The 24,154-nt window shown below is 68.1% G+C and carries 18 protein-coding genes, 1 tRNA gene, 1 other RNA gene and 2 pseudogenes; 14 read left to right on the plus strand and 8 right to left on the minus strand.

The features are described from left to right. Positions 1–2: 2 nt before the first annotated feature. From KXD98_RS24415 to ffs, 3 genes are all read right to left on the minus strand, one after another. On the minus strand, positions 3–1,913 hold the full coding sequence (locus KXD98_RS24415; protein WP_260760889.1) for a DNA polymerase III subunits gamma/tau: 1,911 nt from the start codon (positions 1,911–1,913) through the stop codon (positions 3–5). Positions 1,914–1,939: 26 nt separating this feature from the next. Next, a complete protein-coding gene (locus KXD98_RS24420) occupies positions 1,940–3,241 on the minus strand; it encodes an aminotransferase class I/II-fold pyridoxal phosphate-dependent enzyme (protein ID WP_260760890.1) in 1,302 nt (433 codons plus the stop codon). Between the two features lie 38 nt (positions 3,242–3,279). Next, positions 3,280–3,374, minus strand: an RNA gene (ffs, locus tag KXD98_RS24425) — signal recognition particle sRNA small type. Positions 3,375–3,464: 90 nt separating this feature from the next. Between ffs and KXD98_RS24430 the strand changes: the two genes are divergently transcribed. From KXD98_RS24430 to KXD98_RS24445, 4 genes are all read left to right on the plus strand, one after another. After that, positions 3,465–3,550: transfer RNA gene (locus KXD98_RS24430), tRNA-Ser, on the plus strand. A 70-nt stretch (positions 3,551–3,620) separates the two neighbouring features. After that, positions 3,621–4,460, plus strand: coding sequence for a hypothetical protein (locus tag KXD98_RS24435; RefSeq protein WP_260760891.1), 840 nt, complete (start codon positions 3,621–3,623; stop codon positions 4,458–4,460). 46 nt (positions 4,461–4,506) lie between these two features. Then, positions 4,507–5,526, plus strand: a complete 1,020-nt coding sequence (locus KXD98_RS24440; RefSeq protein WP_260760892.1) for a S1C family serine protease — start codon at positions 4,507–4,509, stop codon at positions 5,524–5,526. Positions 5,527–5,575: 49 nt separating this feature from the next. Beyond that, positions 5,576–6,649, plus strand: a complete 1,074-nt coding sequence (locus tag KXD98_RS24445; RefSeq protein WP_260760893.1) for a dihydrodipicolinate reductase — start codon at positions 5,576–5,578, stop codon at positions 6,647–6,649. A gap of 9 nt (positions 6,650–6,658) precedes the next feature. Here KXD98_RS24445 and KXD98_RS24450 read toward each other — a convergent pair whose 3' ends face one another. The 4 genes from KXD98_RS24450 to KXD98_RS24465 are packed head-to-tail and all read right to left on the minus strand — an operon-like array spanning position 6,659 to position 9,922. After that, positions 6,659–7,408 carry a thioesterase II family protein gene (locus KXD98_RS24450; RefSeq protein ID WP_260760894.1) on the minus strand — a complete coding sequence of 250 codons (750 nt, stop codon included), beginning with the start codon at positions 7,406–7,408 and terminating at the stop codon, positions 6,659–6,661. 10 nt (positions 7,409–7,418) lie between these two features. Further along, complete coding sequence (locus KXD98_RS24455; protein ID WP_260760895.1) at positions 7,419–7,871, minus strand: hypothetical protein; 453 nt, start codon at positions 7,869–7,871, stop codon at positions 7,419–7,421. A 24-nt stretch (positions 7,872–7,895) separates the two neighbouring features. Further along, positions 7,896–8,954: a non-homologous end-joining DNA ligase gene (gene ligD / locus KXD98_RS24460; RefSeq protein ID WP_260760896.1), complete on the minus strand. Its 1,059-nt coding sequence runs from the start codon at positions 8,952–8,954 to the stop codon at positions 7,896–7,898. Beyond that, positions 8,954–9,922: an ATP-dependent DNA ligase gene (locus KXD98_RS24465; protein WP_260765394.1), complete on the minus strand. Its 969-nt coding sequence runs from the start codon at positions 9,920–9,922 to the stop codon at positions 8,954–8,956. Before KXD98_RS24465 ends, ligD begins: the two co-directional genes overlap by 1 nt. A gap of 31 nt (positions 9,923–9,953) precedes the next feature. On the opposite strand from KXD98_RS24465, the gene KXD98_RS24470 reads away from it, so the two are divergent. The 8 genes from KXD98_RS24470 to KXD98_RS24505 all read left to right on the plus strand — a co-directional run bounded on the left by KXD98_RS24470 (position 9,954) and on the right by KXD98_RS24505 (position 19,039). Then, the gene (locus KXD98_RS24470) at positions 9,954–11,120 is read left to right on the plus strand and encodes a tyrosine-type recombinase/integrase (RefSeq protein ID WP_260760897.1); all 1,167 of its coding nucleotides are present in this window, start codon (positions 9,954–9,956) and stop codon (positions 11,118–11,120) included. Then, entirely contained in the window at positions 11,117–13,630 is a 2,514-nt protein-coding gene (locus tag KXD98_RS24475) for a site-specific integrase (RefSeq protein ID WP_235690112.1), read from the plus strand. Before KXD98_RS24470 ends, KXD98_RS24475 begins: the two co-directional genes overlap by 4 nt. A 4-nt stretch (positions 13,631–13,634) precedes the next feature. Then, entirely contained in the window at positions 13,635–14,708 is a 1,074-nt protein-coding gene (locus tag KXD98_RS24480; RefSeq protein WP_260760898.1) for an ATP-dependent DNA ligase, read from the plus strand. A 111-nt stretch (positions 14,709–14,819) separates the two neighbouring features. Then, positions 14,820–15,191, plus strand: a complete 372-nt coding sequence (locus KXD98_RS24485) for a helix-turn-helix transcriptional regulator (RefSeq protein WP_260760899.1) — start codon at positions 14,820–14,822, stop codon at positions 15,189–15,191. Further along, positions 15,169–17,160 (plus strand): heavy metal translocating P-type ATPase, encoded by a 1,992-nt coding sequence (locus KXD98_RS24490; protein ID WP_396881992.1) that lies wholly within the window; start codon positions 15,169–15,171, stop codon positions 17,158–17,160. Before KXD98_RS24485 ends, KXD98_RS24490 begins: the two co-directional genes overlap by 23 nt. A gap of 399 nt (positions 17,161–17,559) precedes the next feature. Beyond that, on the plus strand, positions 17,560–17,841 hold the full coding sequence (locus tag KXD98_RS24495) for an SHOCT domain-containing protein (protein ID WP_168142932.1): 282 nt from the start codon (positions 17,560–17,562) through the stop codon (positions 17,839–17,841). Positions 17,842–17,904: 63 nt separating this feature from the next. Then, positions 17,905–18,273, plus strand: coding sequence for a hypothetical protein (locus KXD98_RS24500; protein WP_260760901.1), 369 nt, complete (start codon positions 17,905–17,907; stop codon positions 18,271–18,273). A 169-nt stretch (positions 18,274–18,442) separates the two neighbouring features. Then, a complete protein-coding gene (locus KXD98_RS24505; protein WP_168142930.1) occupies positions 18,443–19,039 on the plus strand; it encodes a hypothetical protein in 597 nt (198 codons plus the stop codon). 171 nt (positions 19,040–19,210) lie between these two features. On the opposite strand, the pseudogene KXD98_RS24510 reads toward KXD98_RS24505, so the two are convergent. Continuing rightward, positions 19,211–19,318 (minus strand): annotated as a pseudogene (locus KXD98_RS24510) (ATP-dependent DNA ligase); the annotation flags it as partial. Positions 19,319–19,470: 152 nt separating this feature from the next. Between KXD98_RS24510 and KXD98_RS24515 the strand changes: the two are divergent. Together KXD98_RS24515 and KXD98_RS28615 are read left to right on the plus strand one after the other, a co-directional pair. After that, positions 19,471–19,914 (plus strand): hypothetical protein, encoded by a 444-nt coding sequence (locus KXD98_RS24515; protein WP_260760902.1) that lies wholly within the window; start codon positions 19,471–19,473, stop codon positions 19,912–19,914. 1,799 nt (positions 19,915–21,713) lie between these two features. Beyond that, positions 21,714–24,080: pseudogene (locus KXD98_RS28615) on the plus strand (cation-translocating P-type ATPase); the annotation flags it as partial. Between the last annotated feature and the right edge of the window lie 74 nt (positions 24,081–24,154).

Below are 24,154 nucleotides of genomic sequence, written 5' to 3' on the forward strand. Positions count from 1 at the left end.
CTTCAGCCGTCGATGCGGCGCGCCCCCAATTCGTTCTGCAACAGCTCCAGCGCGGCCTCCTCGGGATCCCGACGCGGAGCGGCGTCGACGTGGCTGGCCTCAGCCAGCATGCTTTCGACGTCCTCCTCAGGTGGGGGCGGCGGCTCGGCCGGCGCGCGTTGGGGCTCGCGCGCCGGCGCCGGGGCGGGCGGCTCGGCCGCGCCGACCTCGCAGCGGATGGTCCAGTTCACCCCGAGCGCGTCCTTGAGCGCCTCCCGGATCACGTCGGAGTTGCGCTGTTCGGTCAGCCTTTTGGCCAGCGGCGCGGATTCGTGGCTCAGGATGAGGGTGTTGTCCTCGACGGCGCGCACGATCGCCCCGGCCAGCATCACTTCGGTGGTCCGGCTCCGTTCGCGCACCTTCTCCCGAACCGTGGTCCACATACTGCGTACCGCTGCGGCGTTGGGCTGACCGGCTGCGACGGCGGCAGCCGGAGTCGCGGGCGGGGCCTCCACCGCCGGGGCCGCCGGCGGACGGACCGGTGGCGGGGAAGCGGGTTCGGGGGTTGCGGGTGTGGGTGCCGCCCGGGGCGGTTCGGGAGCGCGTGGCGACGTGGCGCGTGCCGGTGGCGGTGCAGCCTGGGCCGCGGATGGTACCGGCGATGGAGGCGGCGAGTCGGGCGGAGGTGGCGAGTCGGGTGCCGGTGCGGGGGCCTCGCTCTTGCGGACGAACTGCTTGCGGGGCGCCGACGCCACGGCGTCCTGCCCAGCAGGGATGGACATGTCCAGCCGGGTCTCGATGCGCTCCACCCGCTGCAGCAGCGCGGCCTCGGTGTCACTGGCCGACGGCAGCAACAGCCGCGCGCAGGCGACCTCGAGCAGCAGTCTCGGCGCGGTGGCACCCCGCATCTCGCCGAGCCCCTCGTGCATGACCTCGGCGTAGCGGGTCAAGGTGGCGGTCCCGATCCGGGCGGCCTGCTCACGCATCCGCTCCAGTTCGTCCTCGGGCCCGTCGACCACCCCGCGGGCCACCGCATCGGGCACGGCCTGCAGCACGATCAGGTCTCGGAAGCGCTCGAGCAGGTCGGTGGCGAAGCGGCGCGGGTCGTGTCCGGCGTCCACGACACCTTCCACCGCGCCGAACAGCGCGGCCGCGTCACCGGCGGCCAACGCGTCGATGGCGTCGTCGATCAACGCGACGTCGGTGGCACCGAGCAGCGCCAGCGCGCGCTGATAGGCGACGTGGTTCCCGTCGGCACCGGCGAGCAACTGGTCCAGCACGCTGAGGGTGTCACGCGGGGAGCCACCCCCGGCGCGGATGACCAGCGGGTACACCGCGTCGTCGACCGCCACGTCCTCGGCGGCGACGATCTTCTCGATCAGCGTGCGCATCGTGCGTGGCGCCAGCAGCCGGAACGGGTAGTGGTGGGTCCGCGAACGGATGGTCGGCAGCACCTTCTCCGGCTCGGTGGTCGCGAACACGAAGATCAGGTGCCCGGGGGGCTCCTCGACGATCTTGAGCAGTGCATTGAAGCCCGCGGTCGTGACCATGTGGGCTTCGTCGACGATGAAGATGCGGTAGCGCGACTGGGCCGGCGCGTAGAACGCCCGATCACGAAGCTCACGGGTGTCGTCCACGCCGCCGTGGCTGGCGGCGTCGAGTTCGACGACGTCGACGTTGCCCGGCCCGTTGGGGGCCAGCGCGACGCACGAGTCACACACCCCGCACGGGGTTGCCGTCGGGCCCTGCACGCAGTTCAGCGACCGCGCGAGGATGCGCGCCGAGGACGTCTTGCCACACCCCCGCGGGCCCGAGAACAGGTAGGCGTGGTTGATACGGCCGGAGTTGAGCGCGGTGGACAGCGGCTCGGTGACGTGTTCCTGGCCGACGACTTCTGCGAAGGTCGCCGGTCGGTACTTGCGGTAGAGCGCCACGCAAGCAGGCTACCGAGGGGGGCCGACTACTTCTCCGCCGGCTGCGCCAGCAGGTGCTCGGTCGCCGACAGCAGCGCGCATGTCGACAGGCCGTCGATGGCCACGCGCAGGTCATCGGCGCCGGGGAAGGTCGGCGCGATGCGGATGTTCTTGTCTTCCGGGTCTTTTCGATACGGGAACGACGCGCCCGCCTCGGTCACGGCGATGCCGGCATCCTTGGCCAGCGCCACCGTCCGCCGGGCGGTGCCCGGCAGCACGTCGAGACTGATGAAGTAACCGCCCTTGGGCTCGGTCCAGGACGCGATCTTCGACTCGCCCAGCCGGTCCTCGAGGATCTGCAGTGCCAGCGCGAACTTCGGCGCCAGCAGTTCCTGGTGCCGGCGCATGTGCACCCGCACCCCGTCGGCGTCGCCGAAGAACCTCAGGTGCCGCAGCTGGTTGACCTTGTCGGGACCGATCGACTTCTTCCCGGCGTGCTGTAGATACCAGGCGATGTTGCCCAGCGACCCGCCCAGGAAGCTCACGCCGGCACCCGCGTAGGTGATCTTCGAGGTGGAGGCAAAAACCAGTGGCCGGTTGGCGTGGTTGGCCGCCGCAGCCAGCCCGAGCACGTCGACGGGTCGGGGAAAGTCGTGGGTCAACGTGTGCACCGCATAGGCGTTGTCCCACATCAACCGGAAATCGACTGCCGCGGTTTGCATGTGGACCAGGCGGCGGACAACTTCCCAGGAGTAGACGGTCCCGGTGGGGTTGGAGTACGTCGGCACACACCACATCCCCTTGACGGTGGGGTCGGCGGCGACGAGCTCTTCGATCATGTCGACGTCGGGGCCGTCTTCGAGCATCGGCACGGTGATCATCTCGATACCGAGGCTCTCGGTGATGGCAAAGTGCCGGTCGTAGCCCGGGGCCGGGCACAAGAACTTCACCCCGGCGCCGTCGACGATGTCGCGAATCCAGGGCCGGGGCGAGTCCACGCCGCCGTGCAACAGCGAGTAGACGACCACATCGTGCATGAACTCGAGGCTCGCGTTGTTGCCTGCGATCAGGTTCTGGACGGGAATGCCGAGCAGCTCGCCGAAGATGGCGCGCAGTTCCGGCAGCCCGTGCAGGCCGCCGTAGTTGCGGGTGTCGGTGCCCTCACCGTCTCTGAACTCCCCCTGGCCGGGCAGCGCCAACAGGGCGTTGGACAGATCGAGTTGGTCGGGCGCCGGCTTTCCCCGGGTCAGATCCAGCCGCAGTCCCTGTGCCTGCAGGTCCGCGTAATTGCGCTGTTGGAGCTCGTGCTGCGCGAGCAGTTCGTCACGGCCCAGTGACTGAAAAGACACCGCTCGCCTTTCACCGTCGTGCGTGGATCTCTCAACAGATGAGGGGACCCCGCGCACCCGCCAGAGCCCGTTGACCCTTGCTGCCTTCCGGCCCTGGGGGAGTTCACAGGATGGACGCCGCGCGGGGTCCACGGCGAGTCTAATACCGTCGGCATCCGAGCTGCGCCGGGTAGGCCGGTGAGGAATTTATGGGTGCCCGGGTGGGTCGGTTACCATGGCCGACGGAGGATTCGCCTAGTGGCCTATGGCGCTCGCCTGGAACGCGGGTTGGGTTAACAGCCCTCGCGGGTTCAAATCCCGCATCCTCCGCACCTCAGCCCGGGGCCGCGACCGCTCTCGACACACGGTCGCGCCCCGGGCCCCACGATCGAGGAGGGGTATGGGCCGCACCGCCGCGGTGACATGGCACGCGTCGTTTTCCCTGGCCGCCGGTGTCCTCTACTTCTTCTTCGTCTTGCCGCGCACCTTCGAACTGCTCGGCGAGACCTCGCACACGCTGGGCACGGCGTTGCGCATCGTCACCGCCGCGCTGATCGGGCTGGCCGCGATACCGGTGCTGTTGACCCTGCTGCGTACCCGCCGTCCCGAGTTCGGCACGCCCGCGCTGGCGCTGAACCTGCGCACCACCTCGATCGCACTACACGTGCTGGCCGGGGTGCTGATCCTCGGCACCGCCATCAGTGAGATCTGGCTTTCTGTGGACTCCGCAGGCCAGTGGTTGTTCGGGATCTACGGCGCTGCCGCAGCGATCGCCCTGCTCGGCATGGGGTCGTTCTACCTGGCTTTTGTCGCCGAGCTACCGCCGCCGCCGCCTAAACCGGTGAAGGTTTCCCAGCGCACGTCGCGGCGCCGCGGGCCGGCTGAGGATGACGAGGCAGCTGAGGCCGAAGCGACAGCTGAGACCGACGAGGTGAGCACCGGCGAAGCCACCGAGGCCACCGAAGCCACTGAAGCCGCCGAAACCGGGACCGAGACCGCCCTCGAAGCGACCGAAGATGAGGCCCCCGACACCCTCGGGGCAGCCGCAGCAGACAGCTCCGCAGCAACCGATGATGCCCCTCAGCCGGGACCCACCGCGGCATCCGAGGCACCGGACGAGGACGGCGAAAAGCCTGCTCAGGATGCCGGAGGGAAACTGCAGAACCGCCGTCCCGCCGGCAAGAGCGGGCTTGGCGGCCGCCGCCGCCGGACCCGCGGCGGCATCGCGGTCGAGGACTGAGCGAACCAGGCCGCGTCGACAGAAGTCGACGTCATCGCCAATATTGATGAGTATGAGCCCGTATCGCTCGCCCAGACTCCTGGTGATCGCGTTTGCCGCGATCGTCGCTCTCGTTGCGCCGCTGGCACCCGCGGCCGCCGTTCCCGGTGATCCGATCGCCGCGGCGCTGCAGGTGGAGCCCGCCGTGGTGCGCATCGACACCGAGGTGGACTACCAGGGGGTGTACGGATTGGGCACCGCCTTCGTCATCGACCCCAACGGCCTGGCGATGACGAACTTCCACGTGGTGCAGGGCGCCGATCGAGTGACCGCGACCGTCAACGGCCGGCCGTACCCGGCGCAGCTGGTCGGCTACGACCGCAGACGCGACGTCGCCGTGATCCAGTTGATCGGTGCCACCGGCCTGCCGGTCGCCCCGCTGGGCGATGCGAACGCTCTGGTGCCCGGCGAGCCCGTGGTGGCGCTCGGCAACGCGCGCGGTACCACCGGCCCACTCACCCAGGAGATCGGCACCGTGTCAGGATTCGGCCGCACGGTCAAGGCCGAGGACACCCTCACCGGTTCGGCCGACGAGCTGACCGGTCTCATCGAGTTCGCCGCACCGGTACGCGCCGGTGACTCCGGCGGGCCGCTGGTCAACGGAAACGGCCAGGTGGTGGGTATCACCACGGCCGCGTCGGTGAACTTCCGGATGGGCCCGGGTGGCAAGGGCTTCGCGATCCCGATCAACGACGCCGTCGCGATCGCCAACCAGATCCGGGCCGGCATTCCGTCGGACACGGTGCACATCGGCCCGCCGGTACTGCTGGGAGTCGGCGTGCGCACGGCTGCGCGCGATGCACCCGGCGTGGTGATCCAAGAGGTGCTGCGGGGCGGGCCGGCCGAGCAGGCCGGTCTGATGGACGGCGACCTGCTGGTCGTGGTCGACGGCGTGACGCTCGATTCGGCGACCACGCTGACCACGGTGCTCGACCGGCACTACGCCGGCGACGTGGTGGACCTGACCTGGATCGATCGCGCCGGGCAGACGCGGACGGGCAAGGCCGTCCTCACGCCGGGCCCGTGATTCGGCCAAATCGCTGAGCCGATCCCACCGGAATCCCTATGCTGAGCGAGTGCCCAACAATGCGTCGTACCGGGTCGTCCAGTGGACGACCGGAAATGTCGGAAAGAGCTCTGTCGCGGCGATAGCGAAGAATCCGAACCTTGAGATGGTCGGTTGTTACGCCTGGTCAGCGGACAAGGTCGGTCGCGACGTCGGTGAGCTGGCCGGCATCGAACCACTCGGTGTCGCCGCCACCGATGACGTGGCCGCGCTGCTCGCGCTCAAGCCCGACGTCGTCGTCTACAACCCGATGTGGATCGACGTCGACGAGCTGGTGCGAATCCTGGAGGCCGGCGTCAACGTCGTCGCCTCGGCGTCGTTCATCACCGGAGGCAACCTCGGCGACGGCCGCGACAAACTCGCCGACGCGTGTCGGCGCGGCGGAGCGACGCTGTTCGGTTCCGGCGTCAGCCCCGGCTTCGCCGAGCTGCTGGCCATCGTCGCCGGAACCGCGTGTGACCGCATCGACAAGGTGACCATCGCCGAGTCGGCAGACACCACGCTCTATGACTCCCCCGACACCGAGCGCCCGGTGGGCTTCGGCACGGCGATCGACGACCCGGAGCTGCCGCCGATGGCCGCCCGCGGGACCGCGGTGTTCGCCGAAGCCGTGCAACTGGTCGCCGACGCGCTGGGCATCGAACTCGACGAGATCACCTGTGTGTCCGAGTACGCCCAGACCACCGAGGATCTGCAGATGGCGTCGTGGACCATCCCCGCCGGTCACGTCGCCGGGGTCTATGCCAGCTGGCAGGGCATCCATCAGGGCAAGACCGTGATCGACATCAACGTCCGGTGGAAGAAGGGCCAAACCCTGGAGCCGGACTGGCAGCTCGACGGCGACGGGTGGAAGATCACCATCGACGGCCGGCCCACGGTGAACATGGCGGTCGGTTTCCTGCCGCCGCAGGACATGATCGAGAACGCCAAGACCCTCGAGGACTTCTTCGTGCTCGGCCACATCATGACCGCGATGCCGCCTATCCACGCCATCCCCGCGGTGGTCGCCGCGCCCCCGGGTATCGCCACCTACAACGATCTGCCGCTGCCCCAGCCACGCGGGGTGGTACCCGCCGGGCGCTGAGTGTCCGGTTCAGTCGATGCTGCGTAGCCGCTGCGCGATCACGTCGATCACCCGAGGGGCCTGCTTCTCCAGGTAGAAGTGCCCTCCGGTGAACGTGTGCACCTCGACCGGACCGGTGGTGTGGGCGTCCCAGGCGCGAGCGTCGGCCTCGCTGGTCTTCGGGTCGTCGGTCGCGGTCATCACCACCAGCGGAGTGCTGACGCCGGCCTCGGGGCCGCGCCGGTAGTCGGCCAGTGCGCGGAAGTCGTTGCGGAACGGTGGCAGGAAGGTTTCCAGCAGATCCTGGTCACCCAGCACGCGGGGGTCGGTGCCACCCAGATCACGCATCACCTCGATGAGGTCGGCGTCGGTGCGCGACGAACCGTCGTCGGCGTAACGGTGCGGCGCGCGTGATCCGGAGACGAACACCACCGAGGGAGATCGTCCTGTCTGTTCCAGTCGGCGGGTCACCTCGAACGCCAGCACCGCACCCATGCTGTGACCGAAGAACGCCACCGGAGCGTCGGCCAGATCACCCAGCACGTCGAATACCCGGTCGGCCAGTTCCTCAATGGTCTCGATGAACGGCTCGCTGTGCCGGTCCTGCCGGCCCGGGTACTGCACCGCGAACACGTCGAACTCCGGGCTCAGCGCCCGCGACAGCGGGAAGTAGTAGCTGGCCGAGCCGCCCGCGTGCGGGAAGCACAGCAGCCGCATGTGAGCATTCGGCGCGGGGGTGAAGTTACGGATCCAGCGGTTGCGCTCGGACGGTGTCGTCATAGCGAAATGTCTACCCGATCACCCGCAGCACGTTGACCTGCAGGACCGCTCCGGGCGGACCCTCGACGACGACGTCCTTGAGGATCTGGGCCTGCTGGCCCTCGACGGTGAATTCGCCGGGCTGGGGCTCGATGCCGCCGACCACCTCGTACTCGACCGTGAACGGGGTCTCCGGAAAAGCATGCAGGCCTACGTATTTCGGATCGATGGTGTAGACGTATCGACAGAGCCCACCCGGGTCGCATTCCTGCGCGGTGACGACGACACCGATGAGGAACTCTTCGGTCGTCGGCACCGACGGTGGTGGCGGCGGTGGCGGAGTGCGCTGCGCCGCAGATTGGTCGGGGTCGGGCCGGGAGAAGATCATCACCGAAGCGATACCGACACCGCTGGCCAGCAACCCGATGATCGCCACGGCGGCCAGCAGTTTGCGAAGGGTGTTCCACCTCTGTGCGGTCGGCATGCACTGCAGGGTATCGTCGTCGCGCTAGTCGGCTATGCGGTTACCCTCGGAGTCCCAGTGCGCAGCGACCTTCTTGCTCGGTTGCACGCGCGGTGGTTCGCCCGGCATCTTCGGATAGCTCGGTGGATACGGCAGGTCCCCGAGGCCCCGTTCCTCATCGGCCGCGATCATCTCCTGCAGCGGTTCGATCGACTGGGCCTTGTCGTCGATACCGGCCCACGGGTCGGGCCGACCGGCGACGAAGTCGGGCACCGTACGGATCGTGTAGTCGTCCGGGTCGGCCTCTCGCAGTTCACCCCAGGTCAGCGGTGTCGACACCGTCGCGATCGGGGTCTTGCGCACCGAATACGCCGAGGCGAACGTCCGGTCTCGGGCGTTCTGGTTGTAGTCGATGAACAGCCGCGCGCCCCGCTCTTCCTTCCACCAGGAGGTGGTCACCGCCTCAGGCGCGCGCCGTTCGACCTCGCGAGCCAGCGCGATACCGGCGCGGCGCACGGCCACGAAGTCCCAGTCGGTGGCGATGCGAAGGAACACATGTACCCCGCGCCCGCCGGAGGTCTTCGGATAGCCGACCAGCCCCAACTCGTCGAGCAGTGGCTTGAGCACGTCGGCGGCCACACTGCGCGCCTCGACGAACCCGGTGCCGGGTTGCGGGTCCAGGTCGATGCGCAGTTCGTCGGGATGCTCGGTGTCCGGGCAACGGACCTGCCAGGGATGCAGCGTCACCGAGCCCATCTGCGCCGCCCACGCGATGGCCGAGGCGTGGGTGATCTTCAGCGCGTCGGCGGTACGGCCGGACGGAAATGTCACGGTGCACGACTGCAGGTAGTCGGGCCGCTTCTGCGGTAACCGTTTCTGGTAGATCTCCTCGCCGTCGATGCCGTCGGGAAAGCGCTGTAGGTGCACGGGACGGTCGCGCAGCAGTTCGACCATGGGACCGGCGACGGCGAGGTAGTACTCGAAGAGTTTGCCTTTGGTGCCGTGTTTGCCCAGCTTCGGGAAGTACGGTTTGTCCGGGCTGGTCAGCCGGACCTTTATCCCGTCGACGTCGACTTCGGTTGCGGCTGAGTCTTTTCCGGCCATCAGGATCCTTCCAGCACGTCGTGGAGATCGAAGTTCACCGGCACGTCGAGTTGGTCGAACGTGCAGCTGCCCGGGTCGCGGTCGGGCCGCCAGCGCAGGAACTTCACCGCGTGCCGGAACCTGTCGCCCTCCATCTGGTCGTAGGCCACCTCGCACACCCGCTCGGGCCGCACCGGGATCCAGCGCTTGTCGGCCGCGGAGTTCCATCGGCTGGGCTCCCCGTCGCGCAGGTCGTCGCCGACCCGCAGGGGTTCCAGGTCGCCCAGCAGTGCCAGCCGGGCCTTCGCGGTGAACGCGGCGGCACCGCCGACCATCTGCAACTCGCCGTCGTCGCGGTACAGCCCGAGCAGGATCGATCCGATCCCTTGGCCGCTCTTGTGGATCCGGTAGCCGATCGCCACGCAGTCCGCGTCGCGGTGGTGTTTGACCTTGACCATCTCTCGCTTACCGGGCAGGTAGGGCCCGTCGAGACGTTTGGCGATCACACCGTCCAGACCGGCACCCTCGAACTGCTCCAACCACCGCGCACCCAGATCGGGATCCTCGGTGGTACGGGTGACATGACACCACTGCTTCTCCTCGACGGCGTCGACCAACGCCTGCCGGCGGGTCCGGAACGGCTCCTTGAGCAACGACCTGTCTCCGACCGCGAGCGCGTCGAAGCCGATGAAATGCGCGGGGGTCTGCGCGGCCAGCAGCTTGATCCGGCTCGCCGCCGGGTGGATGCGCTGGCTCAACGATTCCCAGTCCAACCGGGTTCGACCGGCAATGGGCCGGGGAACCACGATCTCCCCGTCCAGCACACAGCGCGGCGCGAGTTCCGCACGCACCGCTTCGACGACCTCCGGGAAGTAACGGCCCAGATCCTTGCCGCTGCGAGACAGCAGCACCACGCTGTCGCGACCCGGGCCGCCGTCACGGAACACCAAGGCGCGTCTAGTTGACTGAACTTCGGCGAGCCTTCCGATGGAGTGGCTGCGGCGGGCGGAGGATCCGGCTATGGGCGAGGTGGGTCGGGTGGAGTCGGCGCCGAGCGGGTTGCCGTGGCGGGTGATCTTCCCCGATGCCGAGCATCCCGGGGCGACGTCATACCTTCGCGAACTGGCGGCGTCTGATTGCAGTCCACTCACAGTTCGAAGTTACGCGTTCGACCTTCTGCGGTGGTTCCGTTTCCTGCATGACCGCCTGATCAGTTGGGAGCGAGCCGAGCGCGTAGATGTCCGCGCGTTCGTCGAGCACTTGCGGGCGGCGCCCAATCCGCAACGTCTTCGCCGACGACCGGATGGGCCGCCACCGGGGTCGGTGAACGCAGTGACCGGCAAGGCGGAGTTGTCCGGCAAGTACGCCCCCCGCACCATCAACCATCAGCTGTCAGTCTTATTCGGGTTTTATGACCACGCCTGTGCCGTCGATCTGGGTCCGCTGGTGAATCCCGTTCCTGCACAACGTGCTAGGCAAGGTGGCCGACCGCATGCGCACCACAACCCGATGGAAGACTTCGCTATCTTTCGGCGCGCCAACTACCGGCAGAAGACCCCACGGCCGGTGTGGCGGGCGATCCCCGATGACGCCGCCGCAGCGCTGTTCAACGCGTTGCGCAGCCACCGCGATCGAGCGTTAGTGAGTTTCTATCTGTCCTCGGGTGTGCGGGCATCGGAGCTGCTCGGTTTGCGTCACGGTGATCTGGATGCCGGCCGCTACACAATCACGGTCACCAGCAAGGGCAGCCGCATGCGGGAGACCGTTCCGGCCTCAGTGGACTCATTCGTATGGCTGGCGCTGTATTTGGCTGGACGCCCGCCGATCGAGCCGGGTGGTCCGGTGTGGTGGACCCGACGCTCTCAGCCGGCACCGCTGAACTACCACGCAATGCGCGCGGTGCTGCGCCGCGCCAACGCCAGCTTGGGCGCGAACTGGTCGTTGCACGACTTCCGCCACACCGCCGCCGCGCGGATGCTGGCCGACCCCGCGTTCACGCTGGTCGACGTGCAAACCGTCCTGCGGCATGCCAGCGTGACGACCACTCAGATCTACACCCAGCCTCGCCTGGAAGATTTGATCGGCAAGGTCCTTGAGCATCACGCCCGACCGAAGATCGAAGCATGGACGATCGAACCTGCCTACGACCCCGCAGCGGTCCGAGAACTGTTGGGGCTGCCGAATTGAGCGCTGAGGACATCCGATCACCGCAACGCCGGCAGGCCGCCGCGACGCGGCGGGCGATGAGCCCACAGGTCCAGCTGCTGTCACGGCCTGATTCACCGCATCTGCAAGCGATCCCAGCAGACAGCCGGTTCGGCCCCGCCGGCCTGGCCCGGCCCCTGTGGGGCTACGACGCCAACCACGCGCCCCCATCACCGCCAGAGGGCGCCCGCGGTGTGACGATGCAGCATCTCACCATCACTGAGTTGTGCGACGTCGTAACCGAGCGCCACCGGACGCTGCCACCCCAGCAGCTTCAGCCGATGGTTCGGGGAACGCAGGCCCTGCTGGGTGTCCTGGCTCAATATTCAGGGCAGACGTGGGAGGAGCGGTGGCTGGCCAGCGGTTACGACGCCGCTCCGCGCACCTGGATCGAGCATGATGCGTTGCCGCACTACGACCATTGGTCACCCACGCTCAAGGCCCTCAATGCGCTACTGCGCGTACGCGCACTGCGGCCGTCCTACAGTTGGCTGTTGGATTCCAAGCAGCGGGTAGCCCTCGGCAGGTTCCTCGACAGCAATGGCGGGCCGGACTTGGAACGGTTGCGTACGCTGCCCGCCTACCGGGACGCGGTGCCCAAATACCAGGACGACGCCGAAAAGGCATTGGCGCGGGTGATGATCCGCACCGGGAAGAACATCGGACAACTGTGCGGCGACGATCTGCTGTTCTACGCCGACGTGGTGCGCACCTCGGGGCGACAGCGCCGCGAACACCTCATCTGGGAGCTGTTGGTCGCCCTGGGCCCCTTGGCCGAGGAGGCGCCTACGCTGCGGGCGACGTGGTCGGCGCGAGGCAACACACGCCAACACAGCGCTGCGACGCTAGTCGATCGATACGGCATCCCCGCCTCAGGAGTGCGCGACCTCCTCGTGGGCTACCTCGAGGAGCTACAGCCCAACATGGACTACAGCTCGCTGGAGGGACTTGCCTACCGCCTGGCCCGATTGTTCTGGTGGGAGATCCTGCAGATCAATCCGGACCAAAAGGACCTGGCGATCTCGGCCGAGGTGGTGACGGCGTGGCGGGAACGGTTGGCGATGACCCTCGACGGCCGCCCGCGACGCGAAGTGCACTCGATCCTGTTCGCCATCCGCGGCATGTACCGCGACCTGGCCGAGTGGTCGCACGACGACCCCGTCCGCTGGGGTGTCTGGGTCGCGCCGTGCCCAGTACCGCGGGCGCTCAGTCGCGCGGCGGCCAAGCAGAAACGCCGCCAGAAGGCCTCCATGCAGGATCGCACCCGCATGCTTACCCCGCTGCTGCCGGCACTCCTGGCTGCGGCTACAGCGCATAAGGACCGCACCGCAACGCTTCTGCAGCGTGCCTTGACCTGCACGCACGACCAGGAATTCGTCATCGACGGCTTCACCTTCCTTCGGCACTGCCCACCCTTGCGGCGCGACGGCGACGCCCGCGCCCGGATTTGGGCGCACCTGGCACCCGGACAGCAGCGGCCGGGATGGATCCGAGGCAGTGCCGAGCGCATCGACGTAACCGCGCTCGAAGAGGAGGGCTTCTGGGGTTGGGCGCTCGTGGAGACACTGCGTCACACCGGCATTCGCATCGAGGAACTTCTTGAACTGACCCAATTATCGCTGCGGCACTACACCGCCTCCACAACGGCCACGCTGGTGCCCTTGCTCCACATCGTGCCGTCCAAGACCGATTGCGAGCGGCTGATCCCGATGACTCCGGAACTGGTCGGAGTGCTGTTGGAGGTTTTGCGCCGCGCCAAGGCCGGCAAGGATCACGTGCCGCTGTCGATCGCCTACGACACCAACGACAAGGTCCACAGCGAACCGTTCCCGCACCTGTTCGCACGCCCTCTGGGTACCCGTCACGAAGTGCTGGGACGGCACTACGTGCGCCAGATTCTGGTCCACCTCGCCACGATCGCCGGGCTCACCGATGCCGGTCGACCGGTGCACTTCACCCCGCACGACTTCCGCCGACTGTTCGCCACCGATGCCGTCAACAACGGTCTGCCGCTGCACATCGCCGCAGCGCTACTCGGACATCTCAACCTCGACACCACCCGCGGCTACACCGCCGTGTTCCCCGAGCAGATCGTCACCGCCCATCAGGCGTTCATCGAACGTCGCCGCCAACTGCGCCCATTCGAGGAGGCGACAGTCGCCGACGACGACGAATGGGCCGATTTCGAAGAGCACTTCCTACTGCGCCGCGTTGCCCTCGGCGAGTGCCACCGCCCCTACGGCACACCCTGCGTCCACGAACACGCGTGTACCCGATGCCGGTTCCTGCGCGTCGACCCCGCCCAGTTGGGCCGCATCAACGAGATGACCGAGAACGCCGAGCAGCGCCTCGTCGAAGCAAAGGACCGAGCATGGCTCGGCGAGGTCGCCGCCCTCGAAGAAAGCATCAAGCATCTGCGCGTCCGCCAATCCGAGGCCCAGCAACGACTTTCACACGGCGGCAACCCGTTCGCCGAGCAGAGACCACAATGAGACGATGAAGCTTCCCGTCATGCCGCCGGTCTCGCCGATGCTGGCCAAGTCGGTGCCGACAATCCCCTCTGGTGCCTCCTATGAACCGAAGTGGGACGGCTTCCGATCGATCTGCTTCCGCGACGGCGACGAAGTCGAACTGGGTAGCCGCAACGAGCGGCCCCTGACACGGTACTTCCCAGAACTGGTCGCCGCCGTCACCGCCGAACTGCCCGAGCGTTGCGTGATCGACGGCGAGATCATCATCGCCACCAACCACGAGCTGGATTTCGAAGCACTGCAACAACGCATCCACCCCGCCGATTCGCGAGTACGGATGCTCGCCAAGCAGACCCCTGCGTCCTTCGTAGCGTTCGATCTACTCGCCTTGGGTGACGATGACTACACCGGGAAACCGTTCACCGAGCGGCGCGCCGCACTCGTCACGGCGTTGGCCGACTCCGGGCCCTCGGTTCACGTCACTCCTGCGACGACGGATCTCACGATGGCGCATCGGTGGTTCGAGGAGTTCGAGGGGGCGGGTCTCGATGGCGTCGTGGCCAAGCCCTTGACGGTCACCTATCAACCCGACAAGCGGGTCATGTTCAAGATCAAGCACCAGCGGACCGCCGACTGCGTCATCGCCGGTTACCGGGTGCACAAGGCCAGCCAGGACGCGATCGGCTCCCTGCTGCTCGGGCTCTACACCGACGACGGCACCCTCGCCTCCGTCGGCGTGATCGGCGCGTTCCCGATGACCAAGCGGCGACAGCTGTTCACCGAAATGCAGCCGCTGATAACCGCATTCGATGACCATCCGTGGAACTGGGCCGCCCACGAAGCCGGTGAACGCACCCCCCGCAAGAACGAAAGCTCCCGCTGGAACGCCGGCAAGGATCTCTCGTTCGTCCCGCTGCGACCCGAGAGGGTCGTCGAGGTCCGCTACGACCACACGGAAGGCGACCGGTTCCGCCACACTGCGCAATTCAACCGCTGGCGGCCCGACCGCGACCCACGCTCGTGCACCTACGCCCAACTCGAACAGCCAGTTGTCTTCCGGCTCGACGACATCATCCCCGGCCTCGGCTCAAGGGCCTAAGACGCCGTCGCGCCGTCGGCATGGGACTCTGCAGCGACTTTGTTTTGACATCGGACGAGTGAGCCCAGCGACCCCTGGCGATTGATAGGCGTTTGCGGTTATCATCGTTGAATGGCGATGACAGCAGGAGGGGCTACTTCCCCATCGGCCGCGGATCTGGCGTCGGCGGCAGCGCTGTTTCGCGGCCTATCGGATCCCACCCGGTTGGCGATCCTGCAGCGCCTCACCGAAGGGGAGGCCCGGGTGGTGGATCTGACCAGGGTGTTGGGCACTGCGCAGTCGACTGTGTCGGCGCATCTGGCCTGCCTACGCGAGTGCGGCCTGGTCACCGGGCGCCCGGAAGGCCGGCAGATGTTCTACTCCCTGACTCGCCCCGAGCTGATGGATCTGCTCGCGTCGGCGGAATCGCTGCTGGCCGCGACCGGCAACCAGGTGGTGCTGTGCCCTGTCTACGGAGGCGATGCGACGAAGAAGCGACGGTGACCAAGAAATGAGTGACACCTGCGGTTGCGGCGGAGACGAGGCCGACGTCAGCGGGCAGTCCGAGGAGCAGGCCGAATCCCTGTGGCAGGTTCGGGAACTGCAGTTCGCGGCCGTCGCGGGCGTGTTCCTGCTGGCCGGGTTGATCGCCGGCGGGGCAGGTGCGCCGCCGACGGTCGTGCTCACGTTGGAAGCGGTCGCCTTGGTTGTCGGCGCCTATACCTTTGTGCCGTCCACGCTCAAGCGTCTGGCCAGAGGCAGAATCGGGGTGGGCACGTTGATGACCATCGCCGCTGTGGGCGCGGTGCTCCTCGGCGAAGTCGGCGAAGCCGCGATGCTGGCGTTCCTGTTCTCGATCAGCGAGGGTTTGGAAGAGTATTCGCTGGCCCGCACCCGTCGCGGACTGCGCGCCCTGCTGTCGCTGGTGCCTGATCAGGCTACTGTTCTGCGAGACGACACCGAGATGGTCGTGTCCTCAAGTGAATTGCGTGTCGGCGACCGAATGCTGGTCAAGCCCGGCGAGCGGATCGCCACCGACGGCATCATCCGCGACGGTCGCACCGCGCTGGATGTCTCGGCCATCACTGGTGAGTCGGTGCCCGTGGAAGCCGAACCGGGCCACGAGGTGTTCGCTGGCTCGATCAACGGCACCGGCGTGCTGCAGGTCGAGGTCACCACCACCTCCGAGGACAATTCGCTGGCCCGCATCGTGAAGATCGTGGAGGTCGAACAGTCTCGCAAGGGCGCCTCCCAGCGATTGGCCGACCGCATCGCCAAGCCGCTGGTGCCCGGGGTGATGATCGCCGCGGCCCTGATTGCAGTGATCGGCAGCCTGCTCGGCGACCCTGCGGTGTGGATCGAACGTGCCCTGGTGGTACTGGTCGCGGCCTCGCCGTGCGCGTTGGCGATCTCGGTGCCCGTGACCGTGGTCGCCGCGATCGGTGCGGCCAGCAAGCTCGGTGCGCTGGTCAAGGGTGGGGCCGCGCTGGAGGCCCTCGGTGCGGTGCGCGGCGTCGCCCTCGACAAGACCGGCACCCTGACCGCCAACCGGCCCGCTGTCATCGAGGTGGCCACCACCCACGGCGCCACTCGCGAGCAGGTGCTCGATCTGGCCGCAGCGCTGGAAGCGCGCAGTGAACACCCGCTGGCCGCGGCGATCCTGGCCGCCGTCGACGAGGTCACCCCAGCTACTGACGTGCAGGCGGTGACCGGCGCTGGGCTCACCGGCCGCCGCGACGGCAACACGATCCGCCTGGGCCGCCCCGGGTGGCTCGATGCGGGCGCGTTGGCTGACGACGTGGTACGGATGCAGCGGGCCGGCGCCACCGCCGTGCTCGTCGAAGACGACGGCCAAACAGTCGGCGCGATCGCCGTGCGCGACGAACTGCGTCCCGAGGCGGCCGAGGTCGTCGCCCAGCTGCGCCGCGACGGCTATCACATCGCGATGCTCACCGGCGACAATCACACCACCGCCGCCGCGCTCGCCAAAGACGTCGGTATCGACGACGTACACGCCGAGCTACGCCCCGAGGACAAGGCGCGCCTCATCGAAGAACTGCGTGTTCAGCGCAACACAGCCATGGTCGGCGACGGGATCAACGATGCCCCCGCACTGGCCACCGCCGACCTCGGTATCGCGATGGGGGCGATGGGCACCGACGTAGCCATCGAGACCGCCGATGTGGCGTTGATGGGCGAAGACCTCCGCCACCTGCCGCAGGCATTCAGCCACGCCCGTCGCGCCCGGCGGATCATGCTGCAGAACGTCGGCCTTTCACTTGCGTTGATCACCGTGTTGATACCGCTGGCGCTGCTCGGTGTGCTCGGTCTGGCCGCCGTCGTGCTGGTACACGAGCTTGCCGAGGTCGTCGTCATCGCCAACGGGGTGCGCGCCGGCCGCGCCAAGCCCCTGTCCCTTGCGCCGACCGACCGAGCCGCGACAGCCCACGCAGCAGCGGCGGCGTCCTCATGATCCCGGGAGTTGTCCGATGATCTCCGGGTACCTGCGCCTGTCGCCGGGAAGCGATCCGGCTGTGGCTGCGGCGCCACCCGACACCCGACGGCTCATCAAGCGCATACCCGCGGGCCGCGAGATCGCCGTGACCCATGGACGGACAAGCCTTCGTGGGGCCAGCCCCGGAACCGGGCTTGATATACCTATGGGGGTATTGCAGAATGGGTACCGAACCGGGAAGCAGGGGAAGATGATCGTCGGGCACTACCGCTTCATGGAGACAGGCACTTCGCTGGTTTCCGCGCGCGATTGTGGGCATGTTGAGGCACATCTGCCCTACCGTCGGGAACCCCTTCATTACATCGTGTTCTCTGGTGAGACATTTCCCGGCCAGTCAAGTGAAAGGGGTTTGCAGCCATGATGTACGGCACAGACGGCTGCATGTGGGGCGGTTGGGGATGGGGCGGCTGGATCCTCATGGGCGCGGTGATGGTGCTCTTGTCGGCCGTCCTGATCACCGCGGTCGTGCTGGCCGTCCGGTATCTCGCCGGTAGCGATACCCAGCGCAACCGCGCGGATTCAGTGGCCTCGCCACGGCCCGAAGGTGTTCTGGCCCAACGGTTTGCGCGCGGCGACATCGACGAGGATGAGTTTCGGCGGCGACTGACGCTGCTGCGCGAACACCAGGAATCGCGATGACTCAAGTGTCCCGGGCTCACCGTCGGCCGATAGCGCGGTGCCAGTCCACCGAGGACCTCAAAATTGGATGCGACGAAGGAGATTGGAAGCATGACCGATACACCTGAATCAACGAGCGAACGAATCGCCGTGGCCGGAGAGCGCAGAGGGGTGAACCACGCCTTGGCGTGGAGTGGCATCGCCGCCGCCGCGGTGTTCATCGTTGCGGTGGTGTTCTTTTCCGGGTTCTTCATCGGCAGAGCCACCGACGGTTTCGGCGGTAATCGGGGGCACTGTCAAGGAACGCCCGGCATGATGGGACCCGGCATGATGGGCCCGGGCATGATGGGCCCGCAGGGCTCGTGGTCACCGGGGAACATGGGACCATCAGGCCCCTGGAGTCCCGGCCAGTCACAGCCGCCGGCAACCACGCCGACCACACCGCGTCCGTAGCGCGCGTAAACCCATTCACGCTGCAGCAGGCGCAGTTCAGACTATCTCGCGAGTCGCCCACCGTCGGGCACGATGCCGCCAACGCCCAGAACGGGAGCAACTCGCACCACGCGTTCGCCGACAACAAATTCCCACGGCACATGTCGAGCACGAGAAGGGATCATCGGAGATGAACGGAATGAGCAGGCGAGCGGCGTTGAGAATGCTCGCCACCGGTGGGGCCCTCTTCGGCCTGGGGTACGTCTTGCGCAACATTATCGACATACCGGTCAGCCGTGCCCAACCCGGGATGGGTGGCGCGACCGGAATGGATATGCGCGCCTACATGAACATGTTCATGCGGCATACCGAGCTTCGACGCAGGGTCGAAGAGATTCCCGGAGGGGTGCGCACCACCACCGAATCTGACTCCGCCGACCTCGTCGCCGAACTGCAAGCCCACGTCTCATCGATGTATACCCACCTCGATCAAGGCAGTGAAGTCACCTGCATGAGTTCAAGCCTGCCCACCCTGTTCCGCCGCGCCGCCGATTATCAACGTCAGATCACGCTCACACCCAGCGGTGTGGTCGTCGTCGAGACCTCCGCCGACCCCGAAGTGACCAACGCCATTCGCGAACACGCCCGCGAAGTCACCGGATTCGTCGTCGAAGGAATGCCGGCGATGATGAGCGGAATGATGGACGGCGGGATGATGGCACCTGGCAGGGGTCACGGAATGATGGGTCCCGGCATGGGTCACGGAATGATGGGACCAAGCCGCTGAACCGAAGCCGACACCCACCAGACGGACCCCGCCCACAGGCGCTGGTAGTCGCCGCAGCACGGCGCTGCACGGTGACTCACGGCACGACAGGCATGTCCACGCCGGCCTGTGTAGCGATCGTGCGAGACAACCTACCTGCGGCTCCCCTTAACCTTGACAAGTCCAGTGAAGGAAGCCGTCCCATTTCGGTTCGTAGGACCACACCCCTGGCTCGTCGGGCACCTTAGCCTGGGCCTTGGCCAGCATCGGCTCCAGCGGCGGAGACAGCGGTAACGCCATGTCGTTCATAGTCACCTAGACCCGGGTACCCCGACAATCTCATCGCCCTCATCGCCCCCGCTGGTCGTCGGCACCAGGCCCGTTCACCTTCGCCGTGTAGAACCGGATTCCACGGGTAATGATCAACGAACATCGAACGGGAGGGATACGCGATGAACATCGTTTCGGCGGCCACCCGAGCAGTGACCAAGACAGCGAATGTGACTACTGCGGCTGCCGGAGCGATCGGTGGCGCGGTCGTCAGCGGAACCGTCGGCGCCGTCCAAGGTGCTGCGACGGGAGTTCGCAAAGGCCTCGACAACGGCAGTAGATCCTCTGCCGCGGCCGCGCTGACCATCGGTGCCATCGGCGCCGCAGGGTTGGTGGAATGGCCGGTCCTGGTCACTGTCGGCGGGACCGCGCTCGTGCTGCATCAGCTCTCGCAGCGCGGCAGCGCGTCCGGCGGTTCCAGCACCACCGGCGGGGCGCAGTCCTCAGCGCCTGCCAAGACGACGTCTGCCAAGACCGCTCCGCGCCGGGCCACCAAGGCCTCGGCCCGTGGGTCGTCACGGCCGGCCAAGAAGGCGACCGCGACGCGGCGCGCAACCAAGAAGTGAGTGTCCTCGTAAGGTTCGTAGGAAGCGCCGCGACGGCCGTCACCTGGCCGGCGCGTCACCTGATCGAAGCCGCCGGGCAGCAGGACAACATCGCGGCCGTCGTGACCGCGGTCAAAGAGCTCACCGGCGGCAACCCCAGCCGTCGGTGCTGGCGCAACGACAACCGTTGCTGGGTCGAAGTGCGGGGCCTCACCGGTGACCGCGGTAAGGCCCTCGGCCGCGCGGTGCTCGCGGCGGTCCGCGCCGAACCCGGCGTGCAGACCATCGGGCTCAATCACACCTTGGCACGGGTGATCGTCAGCGTCGAGGACAACGGTCCGTCGTTGGCCCGGCTGTGCCAATTGGTGGCCGAGGTCGAACGTGACACAGCCCCCGACGTCGACGCCGGCCCGACCGACCTCCCCGGCGACGGCATCGTCCTGGCCGGACGAGCACTCGCCGCCACCGCCAGCAGTGTCGGGCTGTGCGCCGCCCTCGCGGGCCGCACGCTGATGTGGCCGGCATTGCCCTCGGGATTGGCGGCCACCGTGGCGCTGGTCGACTACCAGCCGAGGCTGCGCGCGGTGGTGGAACGCCGCCTCGGGCACAACGCCGCCGACACCGCGCTGGCACTGGCTGCCACGGCGGTCTACACCGCGACCACGGCGCCGTCGTCGCTGGCCGTGGACGCGGTCCGGCACCTGCACCTACTCGGTGAGGCCCTGGCCGGGTCCCGCGCCTGGCAGCGTCAGGAACCGATCATCGCGCCGCATGCCGAGGATCCCGACACCGGAGCCTCCCCTGCGCGCCCCTGCCCGGTGCCGCCCGGTCCGATCGAGCGTCACGCCGACCGCAGCGGTGTGGCACAGGGTCTGGCTGCGGCCACGGTGGGTCTGTTCAGTCGCAACATCAACGAGGCCGCCACCGCCACCATCGTGACGACCCCGAAAGCGGCCCGAAACGCGCGCGAGGGATTCGCCGCCGCCTTGGGCCGCGGGCTGGCCGACAAGCACGACATCGTCGCTCTCGATCCCCAGGCGATCCGCAGACTCGACCGGGTCGATGCCGTCGTCGTCGACCCCCGGGCTCTGCTGACCGGCGAGTTGCGGATCGGACGACTGCGCGGCATCTCCGATCGCGACCGGGCCGCGGCCTGGCAGTGGGCCCGCGAGCACCTCGAACGCGGTGAACTCGGCATCGGGTGGCATCGCCCGCCGCTGCGCAACAACGGCAGCTCCAACGGCGCGCCCCGGGCCGAGGTGCTCGTTCGGCGGGTGCATCATCCGATGGCAGCCAGTGTGCTCGGTGAGGTGCGTCGCGCCGGAGTCGATCTGGTCTCGGTGCACAGTGACGAACTCGACGACCTGCGCCCGTCTTTCGACGAGCTGTACCCGCTGGCCGGCTCCGTCGACACGGCGGTGCTGGACACGGTGGTCGACCTGCAGCAGGACGGCCACACCGTGGCGGTCATCTCTTCGGCTGCGCCGCAAGCACTTTCGGTGGCGGACGTCTCCATCGGGCTGATCTCCGACGACGGCCGGCCCCCGTGGCGGGCTGACCTGCTCGCCGCCGACCTGGCCGCGGTGTGGCGGATCCTGCACGCCCTGCCCGCCGCACGCCGAGCCAGCCGGCGCGGCGTCGAACTCGCGACCAGCGCCTCGATGCTGGGCGCCCTGCTGATGATCCCCGGCGTGCGGGGCCGCGGACCCGGACCGGTGACCGCCGGCGCGGCCGCCGGCCTCACCACCGGCCTGCTGCTGGCGCGTGGAGCTCTCAACGACAAAACTCCCACCCCCGCCCCGGTCTCCGAGTGGCACGCGATGTCACCCGAAGAGGTGCGGGTTGCCCTGCCGCAGCCTGAACGCGAAACCCCCGCAGAGAAGTCACTGATTGCCTCGGCTGCGAGCGCATCGGTCAGCGTGATTCCCCGGGTCACCGGGCCGCCACTTCGGCTGGCCCGGGATCTGGCGGGCGCGCTTCGCGAAGAGCTCTCGGACCCGCTGACCCCGATCCTGGCGGTCGGCTCCGCGGCCAGCGCGCTGCTGGGATCCCCCGTCGACGCGATCCTGGTCGGTTCGGTGTTGGCCGGAAACTCGCTGCTTGCCGCCTCACAGCAGGTCAGGGCGGAGCGGCTGCTGGGAAGACTGCTGGCCGTGCAGGTCCCACCGGCCCGGCTGGTCACCGGCGAGGGCTACCAAACCATCGATGCCGCACAGCTGCAGCCCGGTGACCTGATCGAGGTGCGACCGGGCGAGGTGGTACCGGCCGACGCGCGGGTTGTCGAGGCCGACGACGCCGAACTCGATGAGTCCTCGTTGACCGGCGAGTCGCTGCCGGTGCCCAAGCGCGCGACGGCCACCCCGGGCGCCGAACTGGCCGAACGCAGCTGCATGCTGCACGCCACCACGACGGTGGTCGCCGGAACCGCGGTGGGAATCGTCACCGCGGTCGGTGACAGCACCCAGGCAAGCCGGGCGGCCCACGTTCAGTCCGCGGAGAAGTCCGACGTGGGTCTGCAGACCCAACTGCGGGCACTGACCGACAGTGCATTGCCGCTCAGCCTGGCCGGCGGAGCACTGGTCAGCGGGCTCGGCCTGCTGCGCATGGTGCCGCTGCACCGCGCGGTTGCCAGCGGCGTTGCCGTCGCGGTGGCCGCGGTGCCCGAAGGCATGCCGCTGGTGGCCACGCTGGCACAGCAGACCGCCGCGCGGCGACTCACCCGAGCCGGCGTGCTGGTGCGCACTCCGCGTTCGGTGGAGGCATTGGGCCGCGTCGACGTCGTCTGCTTCGACAAGACCGGAACCCTGAGCGAGAACCGGCTGCGCGTCGCGCAGGTCCATCCCGGTGACGGCCTCACCCGCGAGCAGGTGCTCACCTGCGCAGCACAGGCCACGCCGCCGAAGAACGGCCGCCGCCACGAACACGCGACCGACGCCACGGTGGTCGAAGCGGCCGGGAAGGTGCCGGCGCCGAGCGCGAACACCAGCTGGCTGGCATTCCGGTCGGGCCGGCCGTTCTCGGCCTCGCTGGACGGCACCACGCTGTGCATCAAAGGTGCACCCGAAGTCGTGCTGGCTGCTTGCACCGATCTCGACTCTGCCACCAGGTCCGCGGTGAACAGGATGGCCAAGTCCGGTCTGCGGGTCATCGCGGTGGCCCGCCGCACGGTGACCAAGCAACAGGCGAAGACCGCTCATCGTGACGATGACGCGCTGACCGAATTATGCAGCGAGGGTTTGCATTTCGCCGGGCTGCTGGGACTGTCGGACACACCGCGCGCGACGTCGGCCTCGCTGCTGGCCACCCTGCAGGCGCAGAAGGTGGGCATCCGGCTGATCACCGGCGATCATCCGGTCACCGCGGCGGCAATCGCCGCCGAACTCGGGATCGCGACGTCCTCCGATCAGGTCATCAGCGGCACGGACTGGGAGTCGCTGTCGCGGCGCGACCAGGAAAATGCCGTGCGGGACCGGTTGGTGTTCGCCCGTATGACCCCGGAGCACAAGGTGCAGGTGGTGCAGACGCTGGAGCGCATCGGTCTGGTGTGCGCCATGGTCGGTGACGGCGCCAACGATGCGGCGGCGATCCGCGCCGCGACCGTCGGAATCGGCGTCGCCTCACGCGGTAGCGATCCGGCACGCACCGCAGCCGATGTGATGTTGCTCGACGGACGCATCGGATCGCTGCTGGATGCCCTCGACGAGGGACGCCAGCTCTGGCGGCGCGTGCAGGCCGCGGTGTCGGTGTTGTTGGGCGGCAACGCCGGTGAGGTGGCGTTCTCGATCATCGGGTCGGCGCTGACCGGACAGTCCCCGCTCAATGCGCGCCAACTGTTGCTGGTGAACATGATGACCGATGCGCTGCCGGCCGCGGCGCTGGCGGTCAGCCCCACCCGGCGCAACGGCGACGAGATGGGGCACGGCCCCAACCACGCCGCGATCTGGCGCACGGTGGCGATCCGCGGCACGACCACCGCCGCGGCTGCCACCGGGGCGTGGGTAATGGCCGGGTTCTCGCTGGCGCCGCGCCGGGCTTCGACCGTGGCACTGGTGGCGCTGGTGACCACTCAGCTGGGCCAGACCATCATCGATTCACACAGTCCACTGGTGGTGGGCACCGCGATCGGGTCGCTGGCCACGCTGGCCACGCTGATCAGCACTCCGGGTGTGAGCCAGCTGCTGGGCTGCACGCCGTTGGGCCCGATCGGCTGGGCACAGGGGCTCGGGACCGCCGCGGTGGCGACCACCGCCGCGGGTTGTGC

Origin of the sequence: Mycobacterium sp. SMC-4, from assembly GCF_025263265.1 — a bacterium.
Lineage (GTDB): Bacteria > Actinomycetota > Actinomycetes > Mycobacteriales > Mycobacteriaceae > Mycobacterium.

Coding starts and splice junctions, on each gene's coding strand:
- KXD98_RS24455 (WP_260760895.1), bottom strand. CDS start 7,871: ATGCCGACCGCACAGAGGTGGAACACCCTTCGCAAACTGCTGGCCGCC.
- KXD98_RS24480 (WP_260760898.1), top strand. CDS start 13,635: ATGAAGCTTCCCGTCATGCCGCCGGTCTCGCCGATGCTGGCCAAGTCG.
- KXD98_RS24450 (WP_260760894.1), bottom strand. CDS start 7,408: ATGACGACACCGTCCGAGCGCAACCGCTGGATCCGTAACTTCACCCCC.
- KXD98_RS24505 (WP_168142930.1), top strand. CDS start 18,443: ATGAACGGAATGAGCAGGCGAGCGGCGTTGAGAATGCTCGCCACCGGT.
- KXD98_RS24485 (WP_260760899.1), top strand. CDS start 14,820: ATGGCGATGACAGCAGGAGGGGCTACTTCCCCATCGGCCGCGGATCTG.
- KXD98_RS24490 (WP_396881992.1), top strand. CDS start 15,169: ATGCGACGAAGAAGCGACGGTGACCAAGAAATGAGTGACACCTGCGGT.
- KXD98_RS24440 (WP_260760892.1), top strand. CDS start 4,507: ATGAGTATGAGCCCGTATCGCTCGCCCAGACTCCTGGTGATCGCGTTT.
- ligD (WP_260760896.1), bottom strand. CDS start 8,954: ATGGCCGGAAAAGACTCAGCCGCAACCGAAGTCGACGTCGACGGGATA.
- KXD98_RS24470 (WP_260760897.1), top strand. CDS start 9,954: ATGGGCGAGGTGGGTCGGGTGGAGTCGGCGCCGAGCGGGTTGCCGTGG.
- KXD98_RS24515 (WP_260760902.1), top strand. CDS start 19,471: ATGAACATCGTTTCGGCGGCCACCCGAGCAGTGACCAAGACAGCGAAT.
- KXD98_RS24435 (WP_260760891.1), top strand. CDS start 3,621: ATGGGCCGCACCGCCGCGGTGACATGGCACGCGTCGTTTTCCCTGGCC.
- KXD98_RS24495 (WP_168142932.1), top strand. CDS start 17,560: ATGATGTACGGCACAGACGGCTGCATGTGGGGCGGTTGGGGATGGGGC.